Source organism: Variovorax sp. KBS0712 (assembly GCF_006323185.2).
Taxonomy (GTDB): Bacteria; Pseudomonadota; Gammaproteobacteria; order Burkholderiales; family Burkholderiaceae_C; genus Variovorax; species Variovorax boronicumulans.
The window spans coordinates 43627-66588 of sequence record NZ_VCCD02000001.1 but is presented as its reverse complement, the minus strand read 5'-3'; the positions used below and the strand labels follow the sequence as shown (position 1 = coordinate 66588).

The 22962-nt window shown below is 69.2% G+C and carries 18 protein-coding genes and 1 riboswitch; of the genes, 12 read left to right on the top strand and 6 right to left on the bottom strand.

Features of this window, described 5'->3' with window-relative positions:
- The first annotated feature begins 14 nt into the window (after window positions 1-14).
- Window positions 15-1019: a tripartite tricarboxylate transporter substrate binding protein BugD gene (locus FFI97_RS00350; protein ID WP_139703091.1), complete on the top strand. Its 1005-nt coding sequence runs from the start codon at window positions 15-17 to the stop codon at window positions 1017-1019.
- Between the two features lie 48 nt (window positions 1020-1067).
- Here FFI97_RS00350 and FFI97_RS00345 read toward each other — a convergent pair whose 3' ends face one another.
- From FFI97_RS00345 to FFI97_RS00335, 3 genes are all read right to left on the bottom strand, one after another.
- Window positions 1068-1490: a GNAT family N-acetyltransferase gene (locus tag FFI97_RS00345; protein WP_139703090.1), complete on the bottom strand. Its 423-nt coding sequence runs from the start codon at window positions 1488-1490 to the stop codon at window positions 1068-1070.
- Window positions 1487-2011 carry a CinA family protein gene (locus FFI97_RS00340; protein ID WP_139703089.1) on the bottom strand — a complete coding sequence of 175 codons (525 nt, stop codon included), beginning with the start codon at window positions 2009-2011 and terminating at the stop codon, window positions 1487-1489. The genes FFI97_RS00345 and FFI97_RS00340 overlap by 4 nt, the downstream gene beginning before the upstream one ends.
- Window positions 2012-2091: 80 nt before the next feature.
- Window positions 2092-2739, bottom strand: a complete 648-nt coding sequence (locus FFI97_RS00335) for a DJ-1/PfpI family protein (RefSeq protein ID WP_070061119.1) — start codon at window positions 2737-2739, stop codon at window positions 2092-2094.
- A gap of 204 nt (window positions 2740-2943) precedes the next feature.
- On the opposite strand from FFI97_RS00335, the gene phbB reads away from it, so the two are divergent.
- Both phbB and FFI97_RS00325 read left to right on the top strand, forming a co-directional pair.
- Window positions 2944-3681: an acetoacetyl-CoA reductase gene (phbB, locus tag FFI97_RS00330; protein WP_062480872.1), complete on the top strand. Its 738-nt coding sequence runs from the start codon at window positions 2944-2946 to the stop codon at window positions 3679-3681.
- A gap of 156 nt (window positions 3682-3837) precedes the next feature.
- Window positions 3838-5181, top strand: coding sequence for a dicarboxylate/amino acid:cation symporter (locus FFI97_RS00325; RefSeq protein ID WP_139703088.1), 1344 nt, complete (start codon window positions 3838-3840; stop codon window positions 5179-5181).
- 67 nt (window positions 5182-5248) lie between these two features.
- On the opposite strand, the gene FFI97_RS00320 is transcribed toward FFI97_RS00325, so the two are convergent.
- Complete coding sequence (locus FFI97_RS00320) at window positions 5249-5848, bottom strand: tetratricopeptide repeat protein (RefSeq protein ID WP_139703087.1); 600 nt, start codon at window positions 5846-5848, stop codon at window positions 5249-5251.
- Between the two features lie 104 nt (window positions 5849-5952).
- The gene (gene katG / locus FFI97_RS00315) at window positions 5953-8211 is read right to left on the bottom strand and encodes a catalase/peroxidase HPI (protein WP_139703086.1); all 2259 of its coding nucleotides are present in this window, start codon (window positions 8209-8211) and stop codon (window positions 5953-5955) included.
- Window positions 8212-8394: 183 nt separating this feature from the next.
- Between katG and ybaL the strand changes: the two genes are divergently transcribed.
- Together ybaL and FFI97_RS00305 are read left to right on the top strand one after the other, a co-directional pair.
- Window positions 8395-10098, top strand: coding sequence for a YbaL family putative K(+) efflux transporter (ybaL, locus tag FFI97_RS00310; RefSeq protein ID WP_139703085.1), 1704 nt, complete (start codon window positions 8395-8397; stop codon window positions 10096-10098).
- 104 nt (window positions 10099-10202) lie between these two features.
- Window positions 10203-11081, top strand: coding sequence for an EI24 domain-containing protein (locus tag FFI97_RS00305; protein ID WP_159276324.1), 879 nt, complete (start codon window positions 10203-10205; stop codon window positions 11079-11081).
- Here FFI97_RS00305 and FFI97_RS00300 read toward each other — a convergent pair.
- Window positions 11051-11458 (bottom strand): hypothetical protein, encoded by a 408-nt coding sequence (locus tag FFI97_RS00300; RefSeq protein WP_070061115.1) that lies wholly within the window; start codon window positions 11456-11458, stop codon window positions 11051-11053. The two genes, FFI97_RS00305 and FFI97_RS00300, sit on opposite strands and share 31 nt — an antisense overlap.
- 151 nt (window positions 11459-11609) lie before the next feature.
- Between FFI97_RS00300 and FFI97_RS00295 the strand changes: the two genes are divergently transcribed.
- The 7 genes from FFI97_RS00295 (at window position 11610) to FFI97_RS00265 (ending at window position 22859) form a co-directional block, all read left to right on the top strand.
- A complete protein-coding gene (locus FFI97_RS00295; RefSeq protein ID WP_062480886.1) occupies window positions 11610-11831 on the top strand; it encodes a hypothetical protein in 222 nt (73 codons plus the stop codon).
- Between the two features lie 80 nt (window positions 11832-11911).
- A riboswitch (cobalamin riboswitch) is annotated at window positions 11912-12196 on the top strand.
- A gap of 289 nt (window positions 12197-12485) precedes the next feature.
- On the top strand, window positions 12486-14510 hold the full coding sequence (locus FFI97_RS00290) for a TonB-dependent receptor (RefSeq protein ID WP_260684861.1): 2025 nt from the start codon (window positions 12486-12488) through the stop codon (window positions 14508-14510).
- Window positions 14511-14520: 10 nt separating this feature from the next.
- Complete coding sequence (locus FFI97_RS00285) at window positions 14521-16059, top strand: PepSY domain-containing protein (RefSeq protein WP_139703082.1); 1539 nt, start codon at window positions 14521-14523, stop codon at window positions 16057-16059.
- A gap of 73 nt (window positions 16060-16132) precedes the next feature.
- The gene (locus FFI97_RS00280) at window positions 16133-16810 is read left to right on the top strand and encodes an energy-coupling factor ABC transporter permease (protein ID WP_070061112.1); all 678 of its coding nucleotides are present in this window, start codon (window positions 16133-16135) and stop codon (window positions 16808-16810) included.
- 112 nt (window positions 16811-16922) lie between these two features.
- Complete coding sequence (gene cobW, locus FFI97_RS00275; RefSeq protein WP_139703081.1) at window positions 16923-17987, top strand: cobalamin biosynthesis protein CobW; 1065 nt, start codon at window positions 16923-16925, stop codon at window positions 17985-17987.
- A 4-nt stretch (window positions 17988-17991) separates the two neighbouring features.
- Complete coding sequence (gene cobN, locus FFI97_RS00270; RefSeq protein WP_144004323.1) at window positions 17992-21804, top strand: cobaltochelatase subunit CobN; 3813 nt, start codon at window positions 17992-17994, stop codon at window positions 21802-21804.
- Window positions 21801-22859, top strand: coding sequence for an ATP-binding protein (locus FFI97_RS00265; protein ID WP_139703080.1), 1059 nt, complete (start codon window positions 21801-21803; stop codon window positions 22857-22859). The genes cobN and FFI97_RS00265 overlap by 4 nt, the downstream gene beginning before the upstream one ends.
- Window positions 22860-22962: the final 103 nt, after the last annotated feature.

The following is a 22962-nucleotide window of genomic DNA, read 5'->3' as shown; positions in this document are numbered from 1 at the left end:
AAGGAGACAAAGAAGTGAACGCAACGAAGACCTGGAAACTGAAAGCCCTCATCGCCGCATCGGCGGGCGCCTGCTTGCTCGCCGCCGCATCGCCCGCCGCCGCGCAGGCCGCGTGGCCCGACAAGCCCATCGTGATGGTCGTGCCGTACTCGGCCGGCGGCCCCACCGACGTGGTGGCGCGCATGCTCGCCGTGCCCATGGGCAAGTCGCTGGGGCAGACCGTGGTGGTCGAGAACACCGTGGGCGCGGGCGGCACCATCGCGCCGACCCGCGTGGCCAAGGCCGCGCCCAACGGCTACACCATCCTCATCCACCACATGGGCATGGCCACCGCGCCCGCGCTGTACAAGAAGCTCAACTACGACCCGCTGAAAGACTTCGAGTACGTCGGCCAGGTCATGGACGTGCCGATGACCCTGCTGTCGCGCAAGGACTTCCCGGCCAACAACTTCAAGGAGCTGCTGGCCTACGTGAAGGCCAACAAGGAGAAGGTGTCGCTCGCCAACGCCGGCATCGGCGCCGTCTCGCAGCTGTGCGGCATGCTCTTCGCGCACCAGATCGGCGTGCAGCTGACGACCGTGCCCTACAAGGGCGCAGGCCCGGCGCTCAACGACCTCATGGGCGGGCAGGTCGACCTGCTGTGCGACCAGACCACGCAGACCGCGCCCGTCATCAAGGACGGCCAGCGCGTGAAGGTGTTCGGCGTGACCACGCCCAAGCGCCTGTCGAGCATGCCCGACATTCCCACGCTCGACGAGCAGGGCCTCAAGGGCTTCGACGTGAAGGTGTGGCACGGCGTGTACGCGCCCAAGGGCACGCCGCCGGCCGTGATCGAGAAGCTCAACGTGGCCCTGCGCGCCGCGCTGCAGGACGACAACGTGAAGAAGCGCTTCGCCGAGCTGAGCACCGAGGCCGTGCCGATGGACAAGGTCACGCCCGAGGCGCTGCGCAGCCACCTGGCGGCGGAGATCGAGAAGTGGGGGAAGGTGATCCGGGCTGCGGGGGTGCAGGCGGATTGAGCGCGACAGCTTGAGAGGTTCGGGGTCGGGGGCCGCAATGCCCCGGGCTCAGAGCTTCTTCTTCATGTAGGCGAGGTAGTTGCCGCGCGCGTAGTTGTCGATGCGGGCGAACTCTTCGTAGCCTTGCTTCAGGTAGAAGCCTCGCGCCTGCCACTCGAAGGTTTCGAGCGCGGCATTCCCGGCACCCAGCGCCTTGCCGCGCGCTTCCGCCTCCGCGAGCAGGCGACGGCCCAGGCCGGTGCGCCGGGCTTCCTCCTCGACGAACAGCACGTCGATGCGCAGCCATTCGAGGAAAACGAAGCCACGCAGCCCGCCCATCAGGCGGCCCTGCGCATCCTTCGCGTTCAGCCACACGGGTTGCGTATCGGGGTACTCGCCGACGAAGCCGTAGTTGAACTCGCGCAACCGGCGGCCCAGGACGCCGGAGCGAACCTCTTCTTCGGAGGCGGTCGAAATCACTGTTTCGGTCATGCGTCGCCGTTCGCCAGCAGCGTCTCTTCGAACAACTTCAGCAACAGCCGCGCGAACACATCCATGTTCCATGGCCGGTCGGTCGCGCCGGTCTCGATCGTGCGGCTGATCACAAGGCCGTCCGCGCCGGTCACGGCGATGCAGACATGCCCGGGCGCATCGCCGTACGGACTGCCTGATGGTCCCGCCGCACCGCTCTCGCAGAGGCCCCATTTCGAGCGGTGGGCATCACGGATGCGGCCCGACATGAAGCGCGCATAGGGCTCGGTCTCGCCGCGCATGTCGCCCATGTCCTCGGGCGTGAGGCCGAGCAGGGCCTTGCCGGCGCGCCGCGAGTAGATGACCGCGCCGCCCAGGAAGTAGGCCGAGGCGCCCGGCAGGGCGAGCAGGGCGGCCGAGACCAGGCCGCCGGCCGACGATTCGGCCACCGCCACCGTCTGGCGCCGCTCGCGCAGCGTCGCCCCCACGCGGGCGGCGAGCACGGAAAGCGGTTCGAGGTCGGTGAGGTCGGGCGTGGACATGGAGGTCGAAAGAAGTAAGAAAGAAGAAATGACCGACCGTTCGATCGATCAAGGGAACGCGTGAGCGAATGAACGAACGGTCAGGCGAGGCCCGCGCGCGAGCCCGGCCGCCGCACATACGATGGCGCGCGCTCATGGCTCGAGGTGTGGCCGTACACCGTGTCGGCCGGGTAGTACTCGGCCTGCAGCTGCACCTTGGCCGCGGCTTCCTCGCCCGCCACATGGGCGATGAAGGCCAGCATCAGGTCGGTGCCCGCCGAGACGCCGGCCGAGGTCCAGACATGGCCGTCCTGCACGAAGCGCTGCTCCACCACCTTCACGTCGCCGAGCGCGCGCAGGCGGTCGAGCGATCCCCAGTGCGTGGTCGCGGTGCGGCCCGAGAGCAGGCCGGCCGCATGCAGCACGAAGGCACCGGTGCACACCGACAGCAGCGCCTTGCAGCCGGGCGCCTGCGCGGCCAGGAACTGCACCATGGCGGGGTTGTCGACCTCGCGCCGCGTGCCCATGCCGCCGGGCACGAGCACGAAATCGAGCGGCGGGCAGTCGGCGAACGACACATGCGGGTTGATCGACAGCCCCTTGGCGCAGACGACCGGGCCATGCGTTTGCGCCACCACGAGGCAGTTCGCGGGGCCGCCGGCGAGCTTGCTCCACATGGTGAGCATTTCCCAGGGACCGACGAAATCGAGCTCCTCGACCTCGGGGAAGACGACGATTGCGAAATTCATGCGTGCGAACTCCTGGTGGGGTGGCCGGCAGGGGCCGTGTCACGGGCGCGAAGCCGCAAGCATATAGAGTGCCGGCGAGGTGATGTCCGTGACAGCTGGTTGCAAGCTTGGCTCAGTGTTCTCCCTCAGAGTTGTGTGGCCTGAAAATGGCTAGAGTGAAGGCGGCCGTTCAGGCTTTTTGCTAGCTTCAATCAAGGAAATCTCATGAGCAAGAAAGTTGCATATGTCACCGGAGGCATGGGTGGCATCGGAACAGCCATCTGCCAGCGTCTCTACAAAGACGGGTTCACCGTGGTCGCAGGTTGCGGCCCCACGCGGGACTACGCCAAGTGGCTGGCCGAACAGAAAGCCGAAGGCTTCGAGTTCCACGCGTCGGTCGGCAATGTCGGCGACTGGCAATCCACCGTCGAGGCCTTCTCCGCCGCCAAGGCGGCCCACGGGGCGATTGACGTGCTCGTCAACAACGCCGGCATCACGCGGGACCGCATGTTCCTCAAGATGACGCCCGAGGACTGGAGCGCGGTGATCGAAACCAACCTCAACAGCATGTTCAACGTCACCAAGCAGGTGGTGGGCGACATGGTCGAAAAGGGCTGGGGCCGCATCATCAACATCAGCTCGGTCAACGGCGCCAAGGGCCAGGCCGGCCAGACCAACTACTCGGCGGCCAAGGCCGGCATGCACGGCTTCACGATGGCGCTGGCGCAGGAGCTGGCCAACAAGGGCGTCACCGTGAACACGGTGAGCCCGGGCTACATCGGCACCGACATGGTCAAGGCCATCCGCCAGGAAGTGCTCGACAAGATCGTGGCCACGATCCCGGTCAAGCGCCTGGGCGAGCCGAGCGAAATCGCTTCCATCATCGCGTGGCTCGCCACCGACGAAGGCGGCTACAGCACCGGGGCCGACTTCTCGGTCAACGGCGGCCTCCACATGCACTGAGCATGCGCGCCACGCCCTGAAAACAAAAACCCGCTTCGGCGGGTTTTTTCATTTGGGCCGGAACCACTCCCACAGGACACACGACCTCAACCATCGAAAGCAACCCGACACGAACCCTTTCTTCTGCGTTTTCCTTCATCTTTTCAGGAGGCAGTCATGGCACATACAACAAGCACAGTACCCAGGAAGCTCCCCCTTTACCGTTCCCTGTACGTGCAGGTGATCACCGCGGTGATCGTCGGCGTGCTCCTGGGGTACTTCTACCCCTCGCTCGGCGAGTCGATGAAGCCCTTGGGCGACGGCTTCATCAAGCTCATCAAGATGATCATCGCGCCGATCATCTTCTGCACGGTGGTGGTCGGCATCGCCGGCATGGAAGACATGAAGAAGGTCGGCAAGACCGGCGGGCTGGCGCTCCTGTACTTCGAGATCGTGAGCAGCATCGCGCTGGTGGTCGGCCTCGTGCTGGTGAACCTGCTCAAGCCGGGCGCGGGCATGAACATCGACGCGTCCACGCTCGACACCAAGGCCATCGCGGCCTACACCGGCCCCGGCAAGATGACCGGCACGGTCGACTTTCTGCTCAACGTGATTCCCTCCACCGTGGTCGATGCCTTCGCCAAGGGCGAGATCCTGCAGGTGCTCCTGATCGCGGTGTTGTTCGGCTTTGCGCTGCACCGCTTCGGCGGGCGCGGCACGCTGGTGTTCGACGTGATCGAGAAGGGCTCGCACGTGCTGTTCGTGATCGTCAACTACATCATGAAGCTCGCGCCCATCGGCGCCTTCGGCGCCATGGCCTTCACCATCGGCAAGTACGGGCTGGGCAGCCTGCTGTCGCTGGGCAAGCTCATGGGCACCTTCTACCTGACCTGTCTGCTGTTCATCTTCGTGGTGCTGGGGCTCATTGCGCGCTTTCACGGCTTCAGCATCTGGAAGTTCATCAAGTACATCAAGGAAGAGCTGCTGATCGTGCTGGGCACCTCGTCCAGCGAATCGGTGCTGCCGCGCATGATGGAGAAGATGGAGAACCTGGGCGCCCACAAGACCTGCGTGGGGCTGGTGATTCCCACGGGCTATTCGTTCAACCTGGACGGCACCTCGATCTACCTGACGATGGCGGCGGTGTTCATTGCGCAGGCCACCAACACGCCGATGACGCTCACGCAGGAGATCACGCTGCTGGCCGTGCTGCTGCTCACGTCGAAGGGCGCGGCGGGCGTCACGGGCAGCGGCTTCATCGTGCTGGCGGCCACGCTGTCGGCGGTGGGACACGTGCCGGTGGCGGGGCTGGCGCTCATCCTGGGCATCGACCGTTTCATGTCCGAGGCGCGCGCGCTGACCAACCTGATCGGCAACGGCGTGGCCACCATCGTGGTGGCCAAGTGGACGAATGAACTCGACGAGGAGCGGCTGCAGGCAGGACTCAACAACGAAAGCTGGGTCGAGTCGCAGGAACCCGAGGAACTGGTGAACGCGCGCGAATCGAAGATGGCGCCGTAGCCGGAGCAGGGCGCCGGCCCGCGCGTTTGGGTGCGGTGCGGCGCGTTTCGGTGCGCTTCAGTGCGCGTCAGTGCACCAGGGCCACCGCGAGCAGCGGCTGCGCTCTGGCGTCGAGCTCGCGTTCGTACAGCGGGGCGGCCTTGGCGTAGGCGCCCTGGGCGCGATGGGCCGCGGCCAGGTTCTGCCGGCTGACCAGTACGGCGTGTGCGTCGGGGCGCCGCTGCTTCTCGTGGATCGCCAGGGCGCGTTCGTACAGCGCAATGGCCTGGTCGAAGGCCTCGCGGCGGTAGTGCAGGCCGGCCAGCGCGCTCAGCGTGAACGCCACCTGCGGGCTGTCCGGCCCGGCGGTCTTTTCCTGGATGGCGAGCGCGGCCGTGTACGACTGCGCGGCCCGGGTCAGCTGCCCCTGCCGCTGGTGGACATGGGCCAGCAGCACGAGGCTGAGGGCCGTGTCGGCGGACTCGGGCCCGCCCGTGCGTTGCGCCGTCTGCAGCACTTGCTGCGCCAGCTCGAGCGTGCCGACGTCGTAGCAGTTGGCGTTGATGCGTTGCACGAGTTCCTGGCGCAGCGCGCGCCATTCGGGGTTGCCGTCCTGCGCGTACAGCGCGCCGAACTGCGAGGCCGCCAGGACGACGCCGGCGGCAAGCCATGCCTTCGCGAATTTCATGGGGCCGAATCTAGTGGCCCGGCCCGAAAAACGAATACCTCGTTCATGGGAGTCCGCGCCCGCGGGGCAGGGCCCCGGGGCGCGGACGGCGTTGGCGCCCTGCCTCAGGCGAGATCGAAGCGGTCCAGGTTCATCACCTTGGTCCAGGCGGCCACGAAGTCGTCGATGAACTTCTGCTGGCTGTCGGAAGCGCCGTAGACCTCGGCGATGGCGCGCAGCTGCGCGTTGGAGCCGAACACCAGGTCGACGCGCGTGCCGGTCCACTTGAGGGTGCCGGTCTTGCGGTCGCGGCCTTCGTACTCTTCCTTGGCGTCCGACACGGCCTTCCACTCCGTGCCCATGTCGAGCAGGTTCACGAAGTAGTCGTTGCTCAGCGTGCCGGGCGTCTTCGTGAAGACGCCGTGGCGCGTCTGGCCGACGTTGGTGTCGAGCACGCGCAGGCCACCAACCAGCACCGTCATCTCGGGCGCCGTGAGCGTGAGCAGCTGCGCCTTGTCGATCAGCAGCGCTTCGCCGGGCACGCTGTAGCGGCCCTTCAGGTAGTTGCGGAAGCCGTCGGCCGCGGGCTCCAGCGGCTCGAACGAGGGCACGTCGGTCTGTTCCTGCGAGGCGTCGGCGCGGCCCGGCGAGAATGGCACCTTCACTTCACGCCCGCCGTTGCGCGCGGCCTGTTCCACGCCCGCACCGCCGGCCAGCACGATCAGGTCGGCCAGCGAGATCTTCTTGCCGCCGGTCTGTGCCGCGTTGAACTCGCTCTGGATGCCTTCGAGCACCTTCAGCACCTGGGCCAGCTGCGCGGGCTGGTTGACGGCCCAGTCCTTCTGCGGTGCCAGCCGCACGCGGGCGCCGTTGGCACCGCCGCGCATGTCGGAGCCGCGGAAGGTGGAGGCCGAGGCCCATGCCGTCGACACCAGCTGCGCGGGCGTGAGGCCCGAGGCCAGCACCTTCTTCGTCAGCGCCGCGACGTCGCTGGCGTCGACCAGCGGGTGGTCGACGGCCGGGATCGGGTCTTGCCAGATGAGCTCTTCGGCCGGCACCTCGGGCCCGAGGTAGCGGGCGCGCGGGCCCATGTCGCGGTGCGTGAGCTTGAACCAGGCGCGCGCGAAGGCGTCGGCGAGCTGGTCGGGGTTGGCCAGGAAGCGGCGCGAGATCTTTTCGTAGGCCGGGTCCAGGCGCAGCGACAGGTCGGTGGTGAGCATGGTCGGCGCGTGGCGCTTGGAACCGTCGTGCGCGTCGGGGATGGTGCCGGCACCGGCGCCGCCCTTGGCCACCCACTGGTGCGCGCCGGCGGGGCTCTTGGTCAGCTCCCATTCGTAGCCGAACAGGTTCTCGAAGAAGTTGTTGCTCCACTTCGTGGGCGTGGTGGTCCACGTCACTTCGAGGCCGCTGGTGATGGTGTCGCCGCCCTTGCCGGTGCCGAAGCTGTTCTTCCAGCCGAAGCCCTGGTCTTCGAGGCCGGCGGCTTCGGGTTCCTTGCCGACGTTCGAGGCCGGCCCCGCGCCGTGCGTCTTGCCGAAGGTGTGGCCGCCGGCGATGAGCGCCACGGTTTCCTCGTCGTTCATGGCCATGCGGGCGAAGGTGTCGCGGATGTCGTGGGCCGCGGCGATCGGGTCGGGGTTGCCGTCCGGGCCTTCGGGGTTCACGTAGATCAGGCCCATCTGCACGGCGCCCAGCGGGTTCTCGAGGTTGCGGCTGTGCGGCACCTTGCTGTCGTCGTCCTTCACGAGCACGCCGCGGTCTTTCTCGACGCCGGGCGAGCCCTGTGCGTAGCGCACGTCGCCACCCAGCCAGGTCTTCTCGCGGCCCCAGTACACGTCCTGGTCGGGCTCCCACACGTCGGGGCGGCCACCGCCGAAGCCGAAGGTCTTGAAGCCCATGGTTTCGAGCGCGACGTTGCCGGTGAGGATCAGCAGGTCGGCCCAGGAAATCTTCTGGCCGTACTTCTGCTTGATCGGCCACAGCAGGCGGCGCGCCTTGTCCAGGCTCACGTTGTCGGGCCAGCTGTTGAGCGGCGCAAAGCGCTGCTGGCCGCGGCCGGCGCCGCCACGGCCGTCGCCGATGCGGTAGGTGCCGGCGCTGTGCCAGGCCATGCGGATGAAGAGCGGGCCGTAGTGGCCGAAGTCGGCGGGCCACCAGTCTTGCGAGTCGGTCATCAGCGCGGCGAGGTCTTTCTTCACCGCGGCGAGGTCCAGGCTCTGGAAGGCCTTGGCGTAGTCGAAACCGGCGCCCAGGGGATCGGATTTGGAGGAGTGCTGGTGCAGCAGGTCCAGGCGCAGCTGCTCGGGCCACCAGTCGCGGTTCGTGGTGCCGGCGCCGGTGGCCTGGCTGAACGGGCACTTCGCTTCGGTTTTCTCGTTGCTCATGGGGAGGCTCCTGTTGTTGGGGGGACGGGGGGACCGCTCAAATTCTGGATGAGAAAGGTGTCGATGCGAATAGAAGTGCTTTATGCCTACGATAGTTCGCGTCGCTTCCGTAGGGGTGTAGACGCAGGCCCGTAGAAGCCTGCGGGCTTCAAAGGTTGAGGGCCGTTCCTGCAAAATGGACCGATGCCCCACAGCGTCTCCCTCATCAATACGATCGCCGCCGGCCTGGGGTTGGCGCTGGTGTTCGGCTTTCTCGCGGCGCGGCTGCGATTGCCGGCGCTGGTGGGGTACCTCCTGGCGGGCGTGATCATCGGCCCGTTCACGCCGGGCTTCGTGGCCGACGCGGGCATTGCCGCGCAGCTGGCCGAGATCGGCGTGATGCTGCTGATGTTCGGCGTGGGCCTGCATTTTTCGCTGGCCGACCTGCTTGCGGTGCGCAAGATCGCGCTGCCCGGCGCCATCGCGCAGATCGCGGTCGCCACGCTGCTCGGCGGCGGGCTGGCCATGTGGTGGGGCTGGAGCTGGGGCACGGCGCTGGTGTTCGGGCTGGCGCTGTCGGTGGCGAGCACTGTGGTGCTGCTGCGCGCGCTCGAGAGCCTGGGCATCCTCGATTCCTTCACCGGCCGCATCGCCATCGGCTGGCTGGTGGTCGAAGACCTCGCGATGGTGCTGGTGCTCGTGCTGTTGCCGCCGCTGGCGGGCGCGCTGGGCGGCACCAATGCCGACACCAACGGCGCGCCCGTCTGGCAGACGCTGGGCCTCACGCTGCTGCAGGTTGGCGGCTTCGTGGTGCTGATGCTGGTGGTGGGGCGGCGCGTGTTCCCGTGGATCCTCTGGCAGGTCACGCGCACCGGCTCGCGCGAGCTGTTCACGCTGTGCGTGGTGGCGGCGGCCGTGAGCATCGCGTTTGCCTCGGCGGCGCTGTTCGGCGTGTCGTTCGCGCTGGGCGCCTTCTTCGCCGGCATGGTGATGCGCGAGTCGCAGTTCAGCCACCGCGCGGCGCAGGAGTCGCTGCCGCTGCGCGATGCCTTTGCCGTGCTGTTCTTCGTGTCGGTCGGCATGCTGTTCGACCCCTCGGTGCTGCTGGAGCGCCCGCTGCAGGTGCTGGCCGTGGTGCTGGTGATCGTGCTGGGCAAGTCGCTCGCGGCCTGTGCGTTGGTGCTGGTGTTCCGCTACCCGCTGGCCACCGCGCTCACGGTGAGCGCGAGCCTGGCGCAGATCGGCGAGTTCTCGTTCATCCTGGCCGGGCTGGGGGTGTCGCTCGGCCTGCTGCCGGTGGAAGGGCAGAGCCTGGTGCTGGCGGGCGCGCTGATCTCCATCGCCACCAACCCGCTGTGGTTCAGCCTCATCGCGCCGCTGCAGAAATGGCTGCACGCGCATTCGAAGTTCGCACGCGAACTCGACGCGCGCAGCGACCCGCTGGCCGAGCTGCCCATGACCACCGAAGCCAAGTACCTGTCGCGGCAGGTGGTGCTGGTCGGCTACGGCCGGGTGGGCCGGCGCATCGCCGCCGAGCTCGAGACGAACGACATTCCCTACGTGGTGGCCGAGCAGAACCGCGAGCTGGTCGAGAAGCTGCGCGAGGCCGGTATCCCCGCCGTGTGGGGCGACGCGGCCGACCCGGCGGTGCTGATCCAGGCGCACGTGGCGCGCGCCCGTGTGCTCGTGGTGGCCACGCCCGACGCCATGAACGTGCGCCAGATGATCGAAACCGCGCGCACGCTGAACCCCACCATCCAGACCGTGGTGCGCAGCCACAACGAACAGGAAGCCCGCCTGCTGGCCGCCGAAACCGACGCGAAGGTGTTCCTGGGCGAACAGGAACTCGCCCAGGCCATGGCCCGCGATGTGGTGCAGCGCGCCGCTGCGATGGCGGTGCCGGCCTGAGGGCCGGTCGATTCCTCCTGTTGCAGGTCGCGTCGGCCGAGGAGCCGTTCCTCGGCCAAGGCATGCGCCCGCACATTTCATCGATTTCTCCTTTTTCTGATCCCATGTCACTGAAAGCCCGATGGCATTCGTTGCTCGGCGCGGTGCGCGAGTCCCTGGTCTGCCTCGCGCTGGCCTTCCGCTCCAGCCTGCGCCCCGGCATCGCGCTGCGTTCCGCGGGCCTGTGCCTGCTGGTCTTCACGGTGTGGAGCTGGGTGCTCTACCGCCACTTCCAGCCGATCGGAACGGCGGCCGGGGTGGTGTCGGTCTTCATCGTGATGGGCGGGGCGGTGCTCGGCCTGCTGCCCGGCACGGGAGGCAGTGGGGGGAGCATCGCGGGCATGGCGGGCATCGCCCCTGCGCTGGCGATGTTGCTGCTCTATGCGGCGCTGCTCACGGTCGTGGTGCTGGTGGTGATGTACGTCGGCGTCATCGTCGCCACCATCCGGCTGGCGTTGCGCTGGGTGGTGTTGGGCCCGGTGCGCGAGCGCGTGCAGGCGCGTTACCCGGCGCTGCTGCAGTCACGGCCCGAGTCCTCGGGCTTGCTGGTCGGCGTGCGCGGATGGCTGGGGCCCTGGCTGGGCGCGAGCCTGGGGATGCTGCTGTGCCTGCTGGTGCCGGTGATCAACGGCGTGCTGCTGTTCCTGCTGCTCGCCTACCTCAACGTGCGCTTCCTGCTGGCGCCCGCGCTCGCCGGCATTGCGAACGGCGAGGAGCGCATGCAGGTCGTGCGTCGCCAGCGCGGTGCGATGGTGGCGTTCGGCGTTCTGATCCTGCTGCTGGCGCTCGTGCCGGTGGTGAATCTGCTGCTGCCCGCCTTGCTGGGCGCAGGCACCTGCCACCTCGGCTGCCGAGGTATGGAGGCACAGCGCCGGGCTGACACCGACGCCTTGACCGACGCTTCGGCCGGCGTTCAAAGGTCCTCGATCACCAGCGTACGGTAGCGCTCGGCGATCGAGTAGGGCACGGTACGCACCAGTTCCATCACGCGCTCGGCGATGGCGCCGTCCTTGGTGCGGATCAGCAGGCCCGTGTGGCCTTCGTGGGCCAGCTGGATGAAGGCGCGCACCGTGTCGCCGTCGGTGCCGGCGGAGGGCAGGGGACTGTGCGAGGCATGCACGGTCGGCGCGATTTCCGCCAGGACGGTTTCGGCCGGTATCAGGTAGACCTCGTCGCCGCTCACGATGCCTTTCGCGATCAGCCCGTGGCCGATGCGGCTGGCGTCTTCGACGCTCGGAAACATCACCAGGGAGTAACCGGTCGGGTAGAACGCGCCACCGAAGGCGGCGCGCATGTTGGGTTCAAGCGTGAAATGTTTCATGCTGACTCCTTGTTCTGATGCAACTCCCCACCCCTAACATTAGGCCGCGCGGCGTCCATGCACTGTAGGAGAAGCCCTAGTACTGACAACCGCGCCGGCCCCTTGCCCGTTCAAAGGCGGGTTCATTCCCTGTTTCATTTCTCTGACCGTCATGCCTTCGCCGAGAGACATCGCACTCACCGTCCACGAACTGGAAGAAGGGGAGTTCTACTGGGTGCTGATGGAGGCCGTGGACGGCTCGCCCGGCGACTCCACCCATGTGTACGTGCCGCTCGAAGCCGCCCACGAGCCCTACGCCACGTATTCGAATGCGCTGGTGGCCGGCGTGGCGGTGCTGCGGCGGCTCTTCGGGCCCGACGGCAAGCCCGTCTGACGAGGCCCGCAAGGGCGCCGCCGCAGGGCGCTCCCTATAATCCCGGCGGTTGGAAACATTGGTTCACACCGGTGTTGTCCAACACCCCACGGTTCGAAGGTGCCCTGCACGACCAGTCACAGGATTGGCGGCGGGGTTAAACGGGAAGCAGGTGCGAGGCGTCGTTTTTTCGAACGACCCTTCCATTCCTGCGCTGCCCCCGCAACGGTCAGCGGACATCGACACCCTCAGGCCCCGGCGATCTTTCGCTTGGGCAGCCACTGCGCTTCGGCGTGGGAAGGCGAGGGCTTCGGCGCCGAGGTGCATGCATTGCATCCCGACGCACTCCGCGAGCCCGGATACCGGCCTTCGCAACCGCCTTCGGATGCTGCGGGAGTGCGTGTCCGGGCCTGCCGCTTTTCCCTCGCGCGAAACGGCACCGCCCCTCGTCTCTTCTCCCTTGGCGTCCGCGATCGGTCAGGAGCCTGCGGGGACGCAGGCCGGAGGAGAAGTCGGATGAATCGCATTGCATCGCCGCCGCGCGATCGCTCGGGCCCGCCCCTGCAACGGGCGCGCCTTTCGGGTCTTTCAGGTCTTTCACTGGGGCTCGGCCTCGCTTGCGGGCCAGTTCTCGCCCAGTCGGCCGACGCAACCGGTCGCCCCAGCCTCACGCCCGTGCAGGTCGAAGCCAGCCGCCACACGCCGCTGGCCCTGGACGAACCCACGCAGACCGGCAGCCGCCTGGGCCTCACGCCACTCGAAACGCCGGCCAGCATCGAGGTGCTCACCGGCGACGCGATCCGCGCGCGCGGCGACGTGTCGGTGGTCGAGGCCGCGAGCCGCGCCACCGGCATCACGGGCTCGCCCGCGCCGGGCAATGGCGGCTCGTCGCTGTCGGCGCGCGGCTTCAACGGCCACGGCTCGGTGATGCAGTTGTACGACGGCACGCGCCTGTATGTGGGCGCGGGCACCGTCACCTTCCCGTTCGACACCTGGTCGACCGACCGCATCGAGGTGCTGCGCGGCGCCGCCTCGGTGATGTTCGGCGAGGGCGCCATCGGCGGCGCGATCAACGTGGTGCCCAAGAAGCCCACGCGCGGCCCGATCCGCAACGAGGCGCTCGTGAGCGGGGGCTCCGACGCCACGCGCCAGGTCGCCTTCGGCAGCGGCGGGGCGATCAACGACATGCTGTCGTACCGCTTCGACATCAGCCACCGCAGGACCGACGGCTTCATGCGGCGCGGCGAGGCCGAGAGCCTGGCGGTGGGCGGCGCGGTGCGGCTCGATGTGTCGCCACGGCTGCAGTTCACGCTCTCGCACGACGAAGGTCGCCAGACGCCGCAGCGCTATTTCGGCGTGCCGCTCGTCAACGGGCGCGTGAGCAGCCTGAACCGCGAACAGAACTACAACCTCGACGACGCCGAGGTCAAGTACCGCGACCGCTGGACCCGCCTCGATGCGCAGTGGACGCCCAACGACGCCGTCACCGTGCGCAACCAGCTCTATCGCCTGGACAGCAAGCGCCACTGGCGCGACAGCGAAACCTACACCTACAGCGCCACCACGAACCGCGTGACGCGCGGCGACTACCTGGAAATCGGCCATGACCAGGAACAGATCGGCAACCGCACCGACGCCACCTTCAAGCACGCGCTGTTCGGGCTGAAGAACCAGGTGCTGGTGGGCTTCGATGTGAACCGCATCGACTTCCTGAATTCGAGCGACACGCCCTACGGCGGGCGCTCGGTGGTCGATGCCTTCGTCTTCAACCCCGGCTACTACGCTTCGCCCACGCCCTACCTGCCGCGCTACAAGACCAAGACCCGCACCTACGCCTTCTTCGCCGAAGACAAGCTGGCCTTCAACGAACACTGGTCGGTGGTCGGCAGCCTGCGCTGGGACCACGCGAAGATCGTGCGCACCGATCCGCAGAACCGCGCCCCGCGCCTGGACAAGACCTTCGAGTACGCCACCGGCCGCCTGGGCGTGGTCTACGCGCCCGACGCCGCGCAGTCGTTCTATGCGCAGGTGGCGCGCGCGGCCGATCCGCTCACCGGGCTCATCAGCACCTCGGCCACGCAGGTGCCGTTCGAGCTCAGCGTCGGCAAGCAGGTCGAGGTGGGCTACAAGCGCCAGCTTGCCGAGGGCCGCGGCGCCTGGAGCGTGGCGGCCTACCGCATCGAGAAGACCAAGCTGCTGTCGCGCGACGCGAACGACCCGACCGTCGTGCAGCAGATCGGCAAGCAGTCGTCCGAAGGCATCGAAGCCACGCTCGACCTCGCGCTGACCTCCACGCTGCGCCTCGAAGCCAACGCCGCGCGGCTGCGTGCGCGCTACGACGACTTCAACGAGGCGGTCGGCAAGTCGCTGGTCTCGCGCGCGGGCAACACGCCCGCCGGCGTGCCCCAGGTGGCGGCCAACCTGTGGCTGCACTGGCGCTTCCTGCCGCAGTGGGAGGCCGAGCTGGGCGTGCGCCACGTCGGCGCGCGGCAGGTCGATGCGGCCAACACGCGCCGCATCGGCTCCTACACCGTGGCCGATGCGGGCGTGAGCTGGCAGGCGAACCCGTCGCTCAAGCTCGCGCTGCGCGCCTACAACCTGGCCGACCGCAAGTACCCGGTCTCGTTCTCGAACGGCGGCAACCAGTGGCTGCTGGGCCGGCTGCGCTCGTTCGAGCTGTCGGCGTTCGTGACCTTCTGAGCATGGCCGCATGAGCACCGCATGGCAACGTACATGGCCCCCGCTGCGGCGGGCGCTGTACTGGACGCACCGATGGCTGGGCATCGGCGGCTGCCTGCTGTTCGTCATGTGGTTCGTCTCGGGCGTGGTCATGATGTACGTGGGGTACCCGAACCTCACGGACGAAGAGCGGCTCGCGGGGCTCGCCCCGGTGCGCTTCGAACAGGCGGTGGTCGCGCCGTCCGCCGCGCTCGAGGCGCTGCCGCAAGCGGTGCGCACGCAGCCGCCCCGGCGCATGGCGCTGGAGATGCAGGCGGGCGCCGACCCGCAGCCCGTGTGGCGCATCGTCGATGCGCGCGGCGGGCGGCATGCCGTGTCCGCGCGCGATGGCCATGTGCTCGGCCCGATCGATGCGGCGCAGGCCGAGGCCATCGCCCGCGACTTCTCCGCGCAGCCCGGCGCACGCTGGGCCGAAACGCTGGAGCGCGACCAGTGGACCGTGCCGCAGGGCCTGAACCCGCTGCGCCCGCTGCACCGTATCGAAACCGGCGACGCGGCGGGCACTGAGCTGTACGTGTCCTCGCGCACCGGCGAGGTGGTGCGCGACACCACGCGCACCGAGCGCTTCTGGAACTGGCTGGGCGCCGTGCCGCACTGGATCTACTTCACGCCGCTGCGCGCCGACCCGCCGCTGTGGCACGACGTGGTCGTGTGGCTGTCGGCCGCCTGCATCGTCTCGGCCGTGACGGGCATCGTCATCGGCATCCTGCGCATCCGGCTGCGGCGGCGCTTTCGCAGCGGCGCGGTCACGCCGTACACCGGCTGGATGGCCTGGCACCACATCGCCGGGCTGATCGGCGGTTTCTTCGTGCTGACCTGGATCGTGAGCGGCTGGCTCTCGATGAACCCCAACGGCTGGTTTCAGCGCGGGCCCGCCGATGTGGCCGCGATGGCGCGCTACACGGGCGCCGGTGCATCGCCTTTCCCCTGGCCGCCGGCCGTGCTGCCGGCAGGCGAGGGCGCTGTCACACCGCGCGAAGCGCTGCTGATGTGGTTCGACGGCAAGCCGCTGCTGCAACTGCGCGACGCGCAGGCCCGCGTGCAGGTGATTGATGCAGCGACCGGTGCGCCGGCCGTCATCGCTCGCGACGACATCGAACGCGCCGCCGTACGCCTGCGCCCCGGCGCCACCATCACGCAGGCCACCTTGCAGACGCACGAAGACTTCCACTGGTACGGCCACCACCGCACGCGCGTGCTGCCCGTGTGGCGGCTCGAATTCGACGACGCCGCTCGCAGCTGGCTCTACATCGACCCGACGAGCGGCCAGGTGGCCGGCAGCAACGACCGCAACGCGCGGCTGCGGCGCTGGCTCTTCAATGCCGCGCACAGCCTCGACTTCCCCTGGCTCATCCGGTACCGGCCCGCCTGGGACCTGGTGGTGTGGTTCCTGTCGGTCATCGGCGCGGTCGCTTCGGCGAGCGGCGTGGTGATCGGCTGGCGGCGGCTGCGGCGCAAGCCACAGCCTTCGCCTGTTCAGCGGGGGTTGCAAGGCTCCCGGGTTTCATGACGGGGACTTGCGCAAGCCGGTCCATCCCCCAACAATCAACTTTCGCACTTCGGTGCATTTCAGGAGGTGCGCGATGCACATCGAACCCGGACTCGTCGACGGATCCAAGATCTTCCTCAGCTATGCCACAGGGGCGGCTGCGCTGGCCTACACAGGCAAAGTCGCTTTCGACACCTTGCTGAAGGACGGCCCCGTGGGCCTGTTGCTGCGCTCCGCCTTCACGATCATGCTCGTGTTCTGCTTCTTCGAGGTGTTCCCGCACCATCCGGTGGGCGTGTCCGAGGTGCACCTGATTTTGGGCACCACGCTGATGCTGCTCTTCGGGCTCGCGCCCGCGGCCATCGGCCTGGCCGGCGGCTTGCTCATCCAGAGCCTGTTCTTCGCACCGCCCGACCTGCCGCAGTACGGCATGAACGTCACGACCTTGCTCGTGCCGCTGTTTGCGACCGCCGCGCTGGCGCGCCGCATCATTCCCGCGAACATGGCCTACGTGGACATCAGCTACCAGCAGGCCTTCAAGCTGTCGGTGGCCTACCAGGGCGGGATCGTGGTGTGGGTCGGCTTCTGGGCGCTCTACGGCCGCGGCACGGGCCTGGAGAACCTGGGCCAGATCGCCAGCTTCGGCGCGGCCTACATGACGGTCGTGCTGGTCGAGCCGCTGGTCGACCTGGGCGTGCTGGCCGCGGCCAAGGCCTGGCGTCGCCTGCAGGGCACGGCCCTCGTCGAGCGCCGCCTGTACAGCGCCGTCTGATTCGCGCCGGCAGCCCCCCTGAAGAGGGCGTGCCGTTCGCCGGCGCGTGCGCCACGCACGCGCCGCGCGCCCGATTCCCTGTGCGCCTTCTGCGCCTGAAAGCACTCATTCCATGACACAAAGCAACGCCAAGATCCCCGTCACCATCGTCACGGGCTTCCTCGGCAGCGGCAAGACCACGCTGCTGCGCCACATCCTCGGCAATGCCGAGGGCCGCCGCATCGCGGTGGTGGTCAACGAGTTCGGCGAACTCGGCATCGACGGCGACATCCTGCGCGGTTGCGGCATCGGCTGCGACGACGAGGGCAACGAGCGCGAAGGCGCGCTGTACGAACTGGCCAACGGCTGCGTCTGCTGCACCGTGCAGGAAGAGTTCCTGCCCGTGATGCTGCAGCTGGCCGAGCGGCGCGACCAGATCGACGCCGTGCTCATCGAGACCTCGGGCCTGGCGCTGCCCAAGCCGCTGGTGCAGGCCTTCCAGTGGCCCGACATCGCGAACATCTTCACCGTCGATTCGGTGGTCACCGTGGTCGACGGCCCGGCTGCTGCTTCGGGCCAGTTCGCCGCGAACCCCGCGCAGGTCGACGTGCAGCGCCGCGCCGACCCCAATCTGGACCACGAATCGCCGCTGCACGAACTGTTCGAAGACCAGCTCTCGGCCGCCGACCTCGTGGTGCTCAACAAGACCGACCTCATGGATGCCGCCGCGCGCGCACAGGTCGAGGCGCTGGTGCGCGAAGAGCTGCCGCCCGAGGTGAAGATCGTCGGCGCCACCGAAGGCAAGCTGCCGCTGGCGCTGCTGCTGGGCCAGGGCCGCGCCGCCGAAAGCACCATCCACCTGCGCGAGAGCCACCACGACCACGAGGAGGACCACGACCACGACGAGTTCGACTCGCTCGTGATCGAGCTGCCGCCCGTGGACCGCGACGGTCTCATCGCCGTGCTGGCCGCGCTGGTCGAGCGGCACACCATCTACCGCGTGAAGGGCTTCGTCGCCGTGCCGAACAAGCCGATGCGCCTGCTGGTGCAGGGCGTGGGCCGCCGCTTCGACCACCACTTCGATCGCCGCTGGCGCGACGGCGAGGCGCAGCGCACGCGGCTCGTGTTCATCGGCGAAGACCTGGATGAAGGCGCGTTGCGCAAGGCACTGGAAGGCGTGGCGGCCGTTCCCGCCTGACCGCATGCACCTGCTGAGCACCCAGCCCGGCCGCTTCGTCGAGGACGACCCGAGCGTCGTCACCCGGCTCGACCAGACGCCGGGCGACATCGTGGTGCTCAGCTCGGCCGACACCACGCTCGCGCTGCTCGCCGCCGCACGCACGGCGCTGGCGGCCACCGACCCCGGCTACCCTTCGCTGCGGCTGGCCAACCTCATGCACCTGCGCCAGCCCGCGTCGCTCGACCTGTACGTCGACGAGGTGCTGCGGCATGCGCGCGTGGTGGTGGTCGATCACCTGGGGGCCGAGTCGGCCTGGGCCTACGGGCTGCAGCAGCTCGAGAAGCTCGCCAAGCGCCAAGGCCAGCAGCTCGCGATGTTCTCGGGCGACCTGCAGGAAGACGAAGACCTGCTCGCGCGCGGCACCGCGGCGCGCGGCGTGAGCCGGCAGCTGTGGCAGTACCTGCGCTCGGGCGGCGCGGGCAACGCGGCGCAGTTCCTGCGCGCGGTGGCCTTCCACGGCCTGGGCCATGGCGAGGCGCCCTTGCCGCCGCGCAGCCTGCCGCAGGTCGCGCTGCATGTGCCGGGCGGCGTGGACGCGACGCACACGGTCGCGGGCATCGACGACCTGCGCGCGGGCTGGCATGCGGACGCGCCCGTGGTGGCACTGGTGTTCTATCGCTCGCACCTGCTGTCGGGTAACACCGAAGCCTTCGATGCGCTGGCCGCCGCCCTGCATGCGCAAGGACTGAACCCGCTGCCTGTGGCGCTCGATTCGCTGAAAGACCCGCTGTGCCTCTCCGCACTGCGCGCGCTGTGCACCGAGCACGACGTGCAGCTGGTGCTCAACACCACCGCCTTTGCTGCGTTGGGGCAGGGCGCTTCGGACGAGAATGGCGAACCCCTGGCGCTGGCCGGCGATGCCCCCGTGCTGCAGGTGATCGTGAGCGGCGGCAACCGAGAAGACTGGCTTGCCGACAGCCAGGGCCTGCGCCCACGCGACATCGCGATGCAGATCGCGCTGCCCGAGATGGACGGGCGCATCGTCACGCGCGCCGTGAGCTTCAAGGGCCTGTCGCACCGCTGCGAACTCACGCAGACCGAGGTGGTCGGCTACCGGCCCGAGCCCGACCGCATCGCCTTCGTGGCCGAACTCGCGCGCCGCTGGTGCAGCCTGCGCCGCCTGCGCACCGACGAGAAGCGCGTCGCGCTCATCCTGGCGAACTACCCCGGCAGCGAAGGCCGCATCGGCAGCGGCGTGGGGTTGGACACGCCGGCCTCGGTGATGGCCATCCTGCGCACGATGCAGGCCGAGGGCTACACGCTCGACACGCTGCCCGCGGACGGCGACGCGCTGATGCGCACGCTGCAGGAGGGCATCGCCAACGACCCCGCCCAATGGGCCGCGCGGCCCGCGTGGCAGAGCTACGCGCTCGCCGACTACCGCGCGCGCCTCGCGGCGCTGCCCGAGGGCATGGCCGCCGCCATCGACGCGCAATGGGGCCCGCCCGAGCACGACCCGATGCTGCGCCAGGGCCGCTTCATGATCGCCGGGCTGCGGCTGGGCCGCGTGTTCGTGGGCATCCAGCCCGCGCGCGCCCTCGGCCCGCTCGGCTTGGCCGACTACGCGAGCTACCACGACGCCGAGCTGGTGCCGCCGCACAGTTATCTCGCGTTCTACTTCTGGTTGCGCGATGTGTTCGCCATCGACGCGGTCGTCCACGTCGGCAAGCACGGCAACCTCGAATGGCTGCCGGGCAAGAGCCTGGCGCTCGCGGCCACCTGCTGGCCCGACGCCATCCTCGGGCCGCTGCCCAACGTGTACCCCTTCATCGTCAACGACCCCGGCGAGGGCGCGCAGGCCAAGCGCCGCACGCAGGCCGTGATCGTCGACCACCTGATGCCGCCGCTCACGCGCGCCGAGAACCACGGCCCGCTGCAGGATCTGGAGCGGCAGGTCGACGAGTACTACGACGCGCTGCTGGTCGACGCGCGCCGCGCCAAGGTGCTGCGTGCACAGATCCTCGCGACCGTGCGCGCCCAGCATCTGGTCGAAGAACTGGGCATGCCGGGTGCCGAAGACGATGCCGTGCTCGCGCGCGTCGATGCCTACCTGTGCGAGCTGAAAGAGACCCAGATCCGCGACGGCCTGCATGTGTTCGGCGATTCGCCACGCGCGCGGCTGCGGCGCGACACGCTGCTCGCGCTCGCGCGCTTTCCGGCCGGTGACGGCGCGGGCGAGAACGCCGGGCTGCTCGGCGCGCTCGCAGCCGACCTGCTGCCCGGCGAGGCCTTCGACCCGCTCGACATCGACGCGGCGAAACCCTGGCAGGGCGCGCGGCCCGCGCTGCTGGCGGCCGTGAGCGACGAGGCCTGGCGCCACCAGGGCGACACGCGCGAGCGGCTGGAGCTGCTGGCGCAGCAGCTGCTCGAAGCGGACGCCTGCCCGGCCGGACTGCCGCGCACCGCCGCCGTGATGGGCCGCATCGCGCACCGTCTCGCGCCCGCGCTCGATGCGTGTGGCGGGGAAGAACTGCGTCAGCTGTCGCGCGCACTGCAAGGCCGCTTCGTGCCGCCGGGCCCGAGCGGCTCGCCCTCGCGCGGCCGGCCCGATGTGCTGCCGACCGGGCGCAACTTCTACGCCGTCGACACGCGCGCCATCCCCACGCCCACGGCCTGGATGCTCGGGCTCAAGTCGGCCGCGCAGCTGGTCGAACGCCACCTGCAGGAGCATGGCGACTACCCCGTGGCGCTGGGCCTGTCGGTCTGGGGCACGGCCACCATGCGCACCGGCGGCGACGACCTGGCGCAGGCTTTCGCGCTCATCGGCGTGCGGCCCAAGTGGGCGCCGGGCAGCCAGCGCGTGGTCGATTTCGAGGTGCTGCCCACCGTGGGCCTCGGGCGTCCGCGCATCGATGTCACGCTGCGCATCTCGGGCTTCTTCCGCGACGCCTTTCCCAATGCCGTGCAGATGTTCGACGCGGCCGTGCAGGCCGTGGCCGCGCAGGACGACGAAGACGCCGAGCGCAACCCGATCCGCGCCCGCATCCTGCGCGAGGCCGCCGCGCTCGAAGCGCAGGGCCAGACGCCCGAGGCCGCGCGCCTGCAGGCCGGCTGGCGCGTCTTCGGTTCCGCGCCCGGCAGCTACGGCTCGGGCCTGCAGCCGCTGTTCGACCATGGCGACTGGCAGAGCGACGACGACCTGTCGAAGGCCTACGTCGGCGGCAGCGCCCATGCCTACGGCCAGGGCAGCGACGGCGTGCCGGCGGGCGATGCGCTGGTGCGCCGGCTGCGCGCCATGAACGTCGTGCTGCAGAACCAGGACAGCCGCGAGCACGACCTGCTCGACTCCAACGACTACTACCAGTTCCAGGGCGGCATGGCCGCCGCTGTGCGCCACCTGAGCGGTCAACAGCCCGCGATGTACCACGGCGACCACGGCAACCCGCAGGCGCCGCGCGTGCGCACGCTGAAGGAAGAAATCAGCCGCGTGATCCGCGCGCGCGTGGTCAACCCCAAGTGGATCGACGGCGTGAAGCGCCACGGCTACAAGGGCGCCTTCGAGATGGCCGCCACGGTCGACTATCTGTTCGGCTTCGACGCCACCGCGCGCGTGGTGGGCGACCACCAGTACGCGATGGTGGCCGACGCCTACGTGCTCGACGACGCCACCCGCGACTTCGTGAACGCGCACAATCCGCGCGCGCTGCAGGACATGCTCAACCGCCTGCTCGAAGCCATGCAGCGCGGCCTCTGGCAGTCGCCCGGCGACTACAAGGACCAATTGGAAAACCTGCTGCTCGACCACGAGCAGCAGATGGAAGGAAGCCCCCGATGACCACAGCCGCCCCGATGCCGGTGCCGTTCCCCTTTGCCGCGATCGCCGGCCAGCCGCAACTGCGCCAGGCGCTGCTGCTGGCCGCGGTCGATCCCGCGCTGGGCGGCGTGCTCATCGAAGGCCCGCGCGGCACCGCCAAGACCACGGCCGCGCGCGCGCTCGCCGAGCTGCTGCCCGGCGCGCCCTTCGTCACGCTGCCGCTGGGCGCGAGCCTCGAAAGCCTCGTGGGCACGCTCGACCTGGGGCAGGCGCTGGCCGGCCACGAACTGAAATTTGCGCCCGGCCTGCTGGCGCGCGCGCATGGCGGCGTGCTGTACGTCGACGAGATCAACCTGCTGCCCGACGCGCTCATCGACTCGCTGCTCGACGCGGCGGCCAGCGGCGTCAACGTGGTGGAGCGCGACGGCATCTCGCACCGGCATGCCGCGCGCTTCGTGCTCGTGGGCACCATGAACCCGGAAGAGGGCACGCTGCGCCCGCAGCTGCTCGACCGCTTCGGCCTGTGCGTGCGGCTGCGCAACCTGCAGGACGCGGCCGAGCGCCAGGCCATCGTGCGTGCGCGGCTGGCCTTCGATGCCGATCCGCAGGGCTTTCGCGCGGCGCATGCGAAGGAGGAGGCCGAACTCGCGACGGCGCTGGTGCGTGCACGCGCCCTCGTTGCGGACGCGGCGGCTCTGCCGTACGGCGATGCGGTGCACGAAGCCGTCGGCGCGCTGTGCATCGCGGCCGGCGTGGACGGCCTGCGCGCCGACCTCGTGATGCTGCGCTCGGCACGTGCGCTCGCGGCGTGGGAGGGCGCGGCGTCGATCACCGACGACCACGTGCAGCGCGTCGCCGAGGCGGTGCTGCTGCACCGGCGTCACCCGGCGGCCGAAGCGGCCGTGGCGCCTCCCATGCCGTCGCCCGCACCTCATCGCAATCCGGGTGACACGCCCGCACGCGATGCCGGCGACAGCGACTGGGGCGCGATGCCGCCCGAGCCTGTCGGCATCGAGCGCGTGAAGCCGCTGCGCCCGCTGATCTCCACTCAACAGGCCGCCCCAAAAAAAGCCTGAGCCTCCGGGACGCCGCACCCGCTGGCGCACGCCAGGGTGACCGGAGGCAGGGCACGCAACGGGACGCCTGGCACGGTGCCGCCGCGTCCGGCTCGGCCTTCGA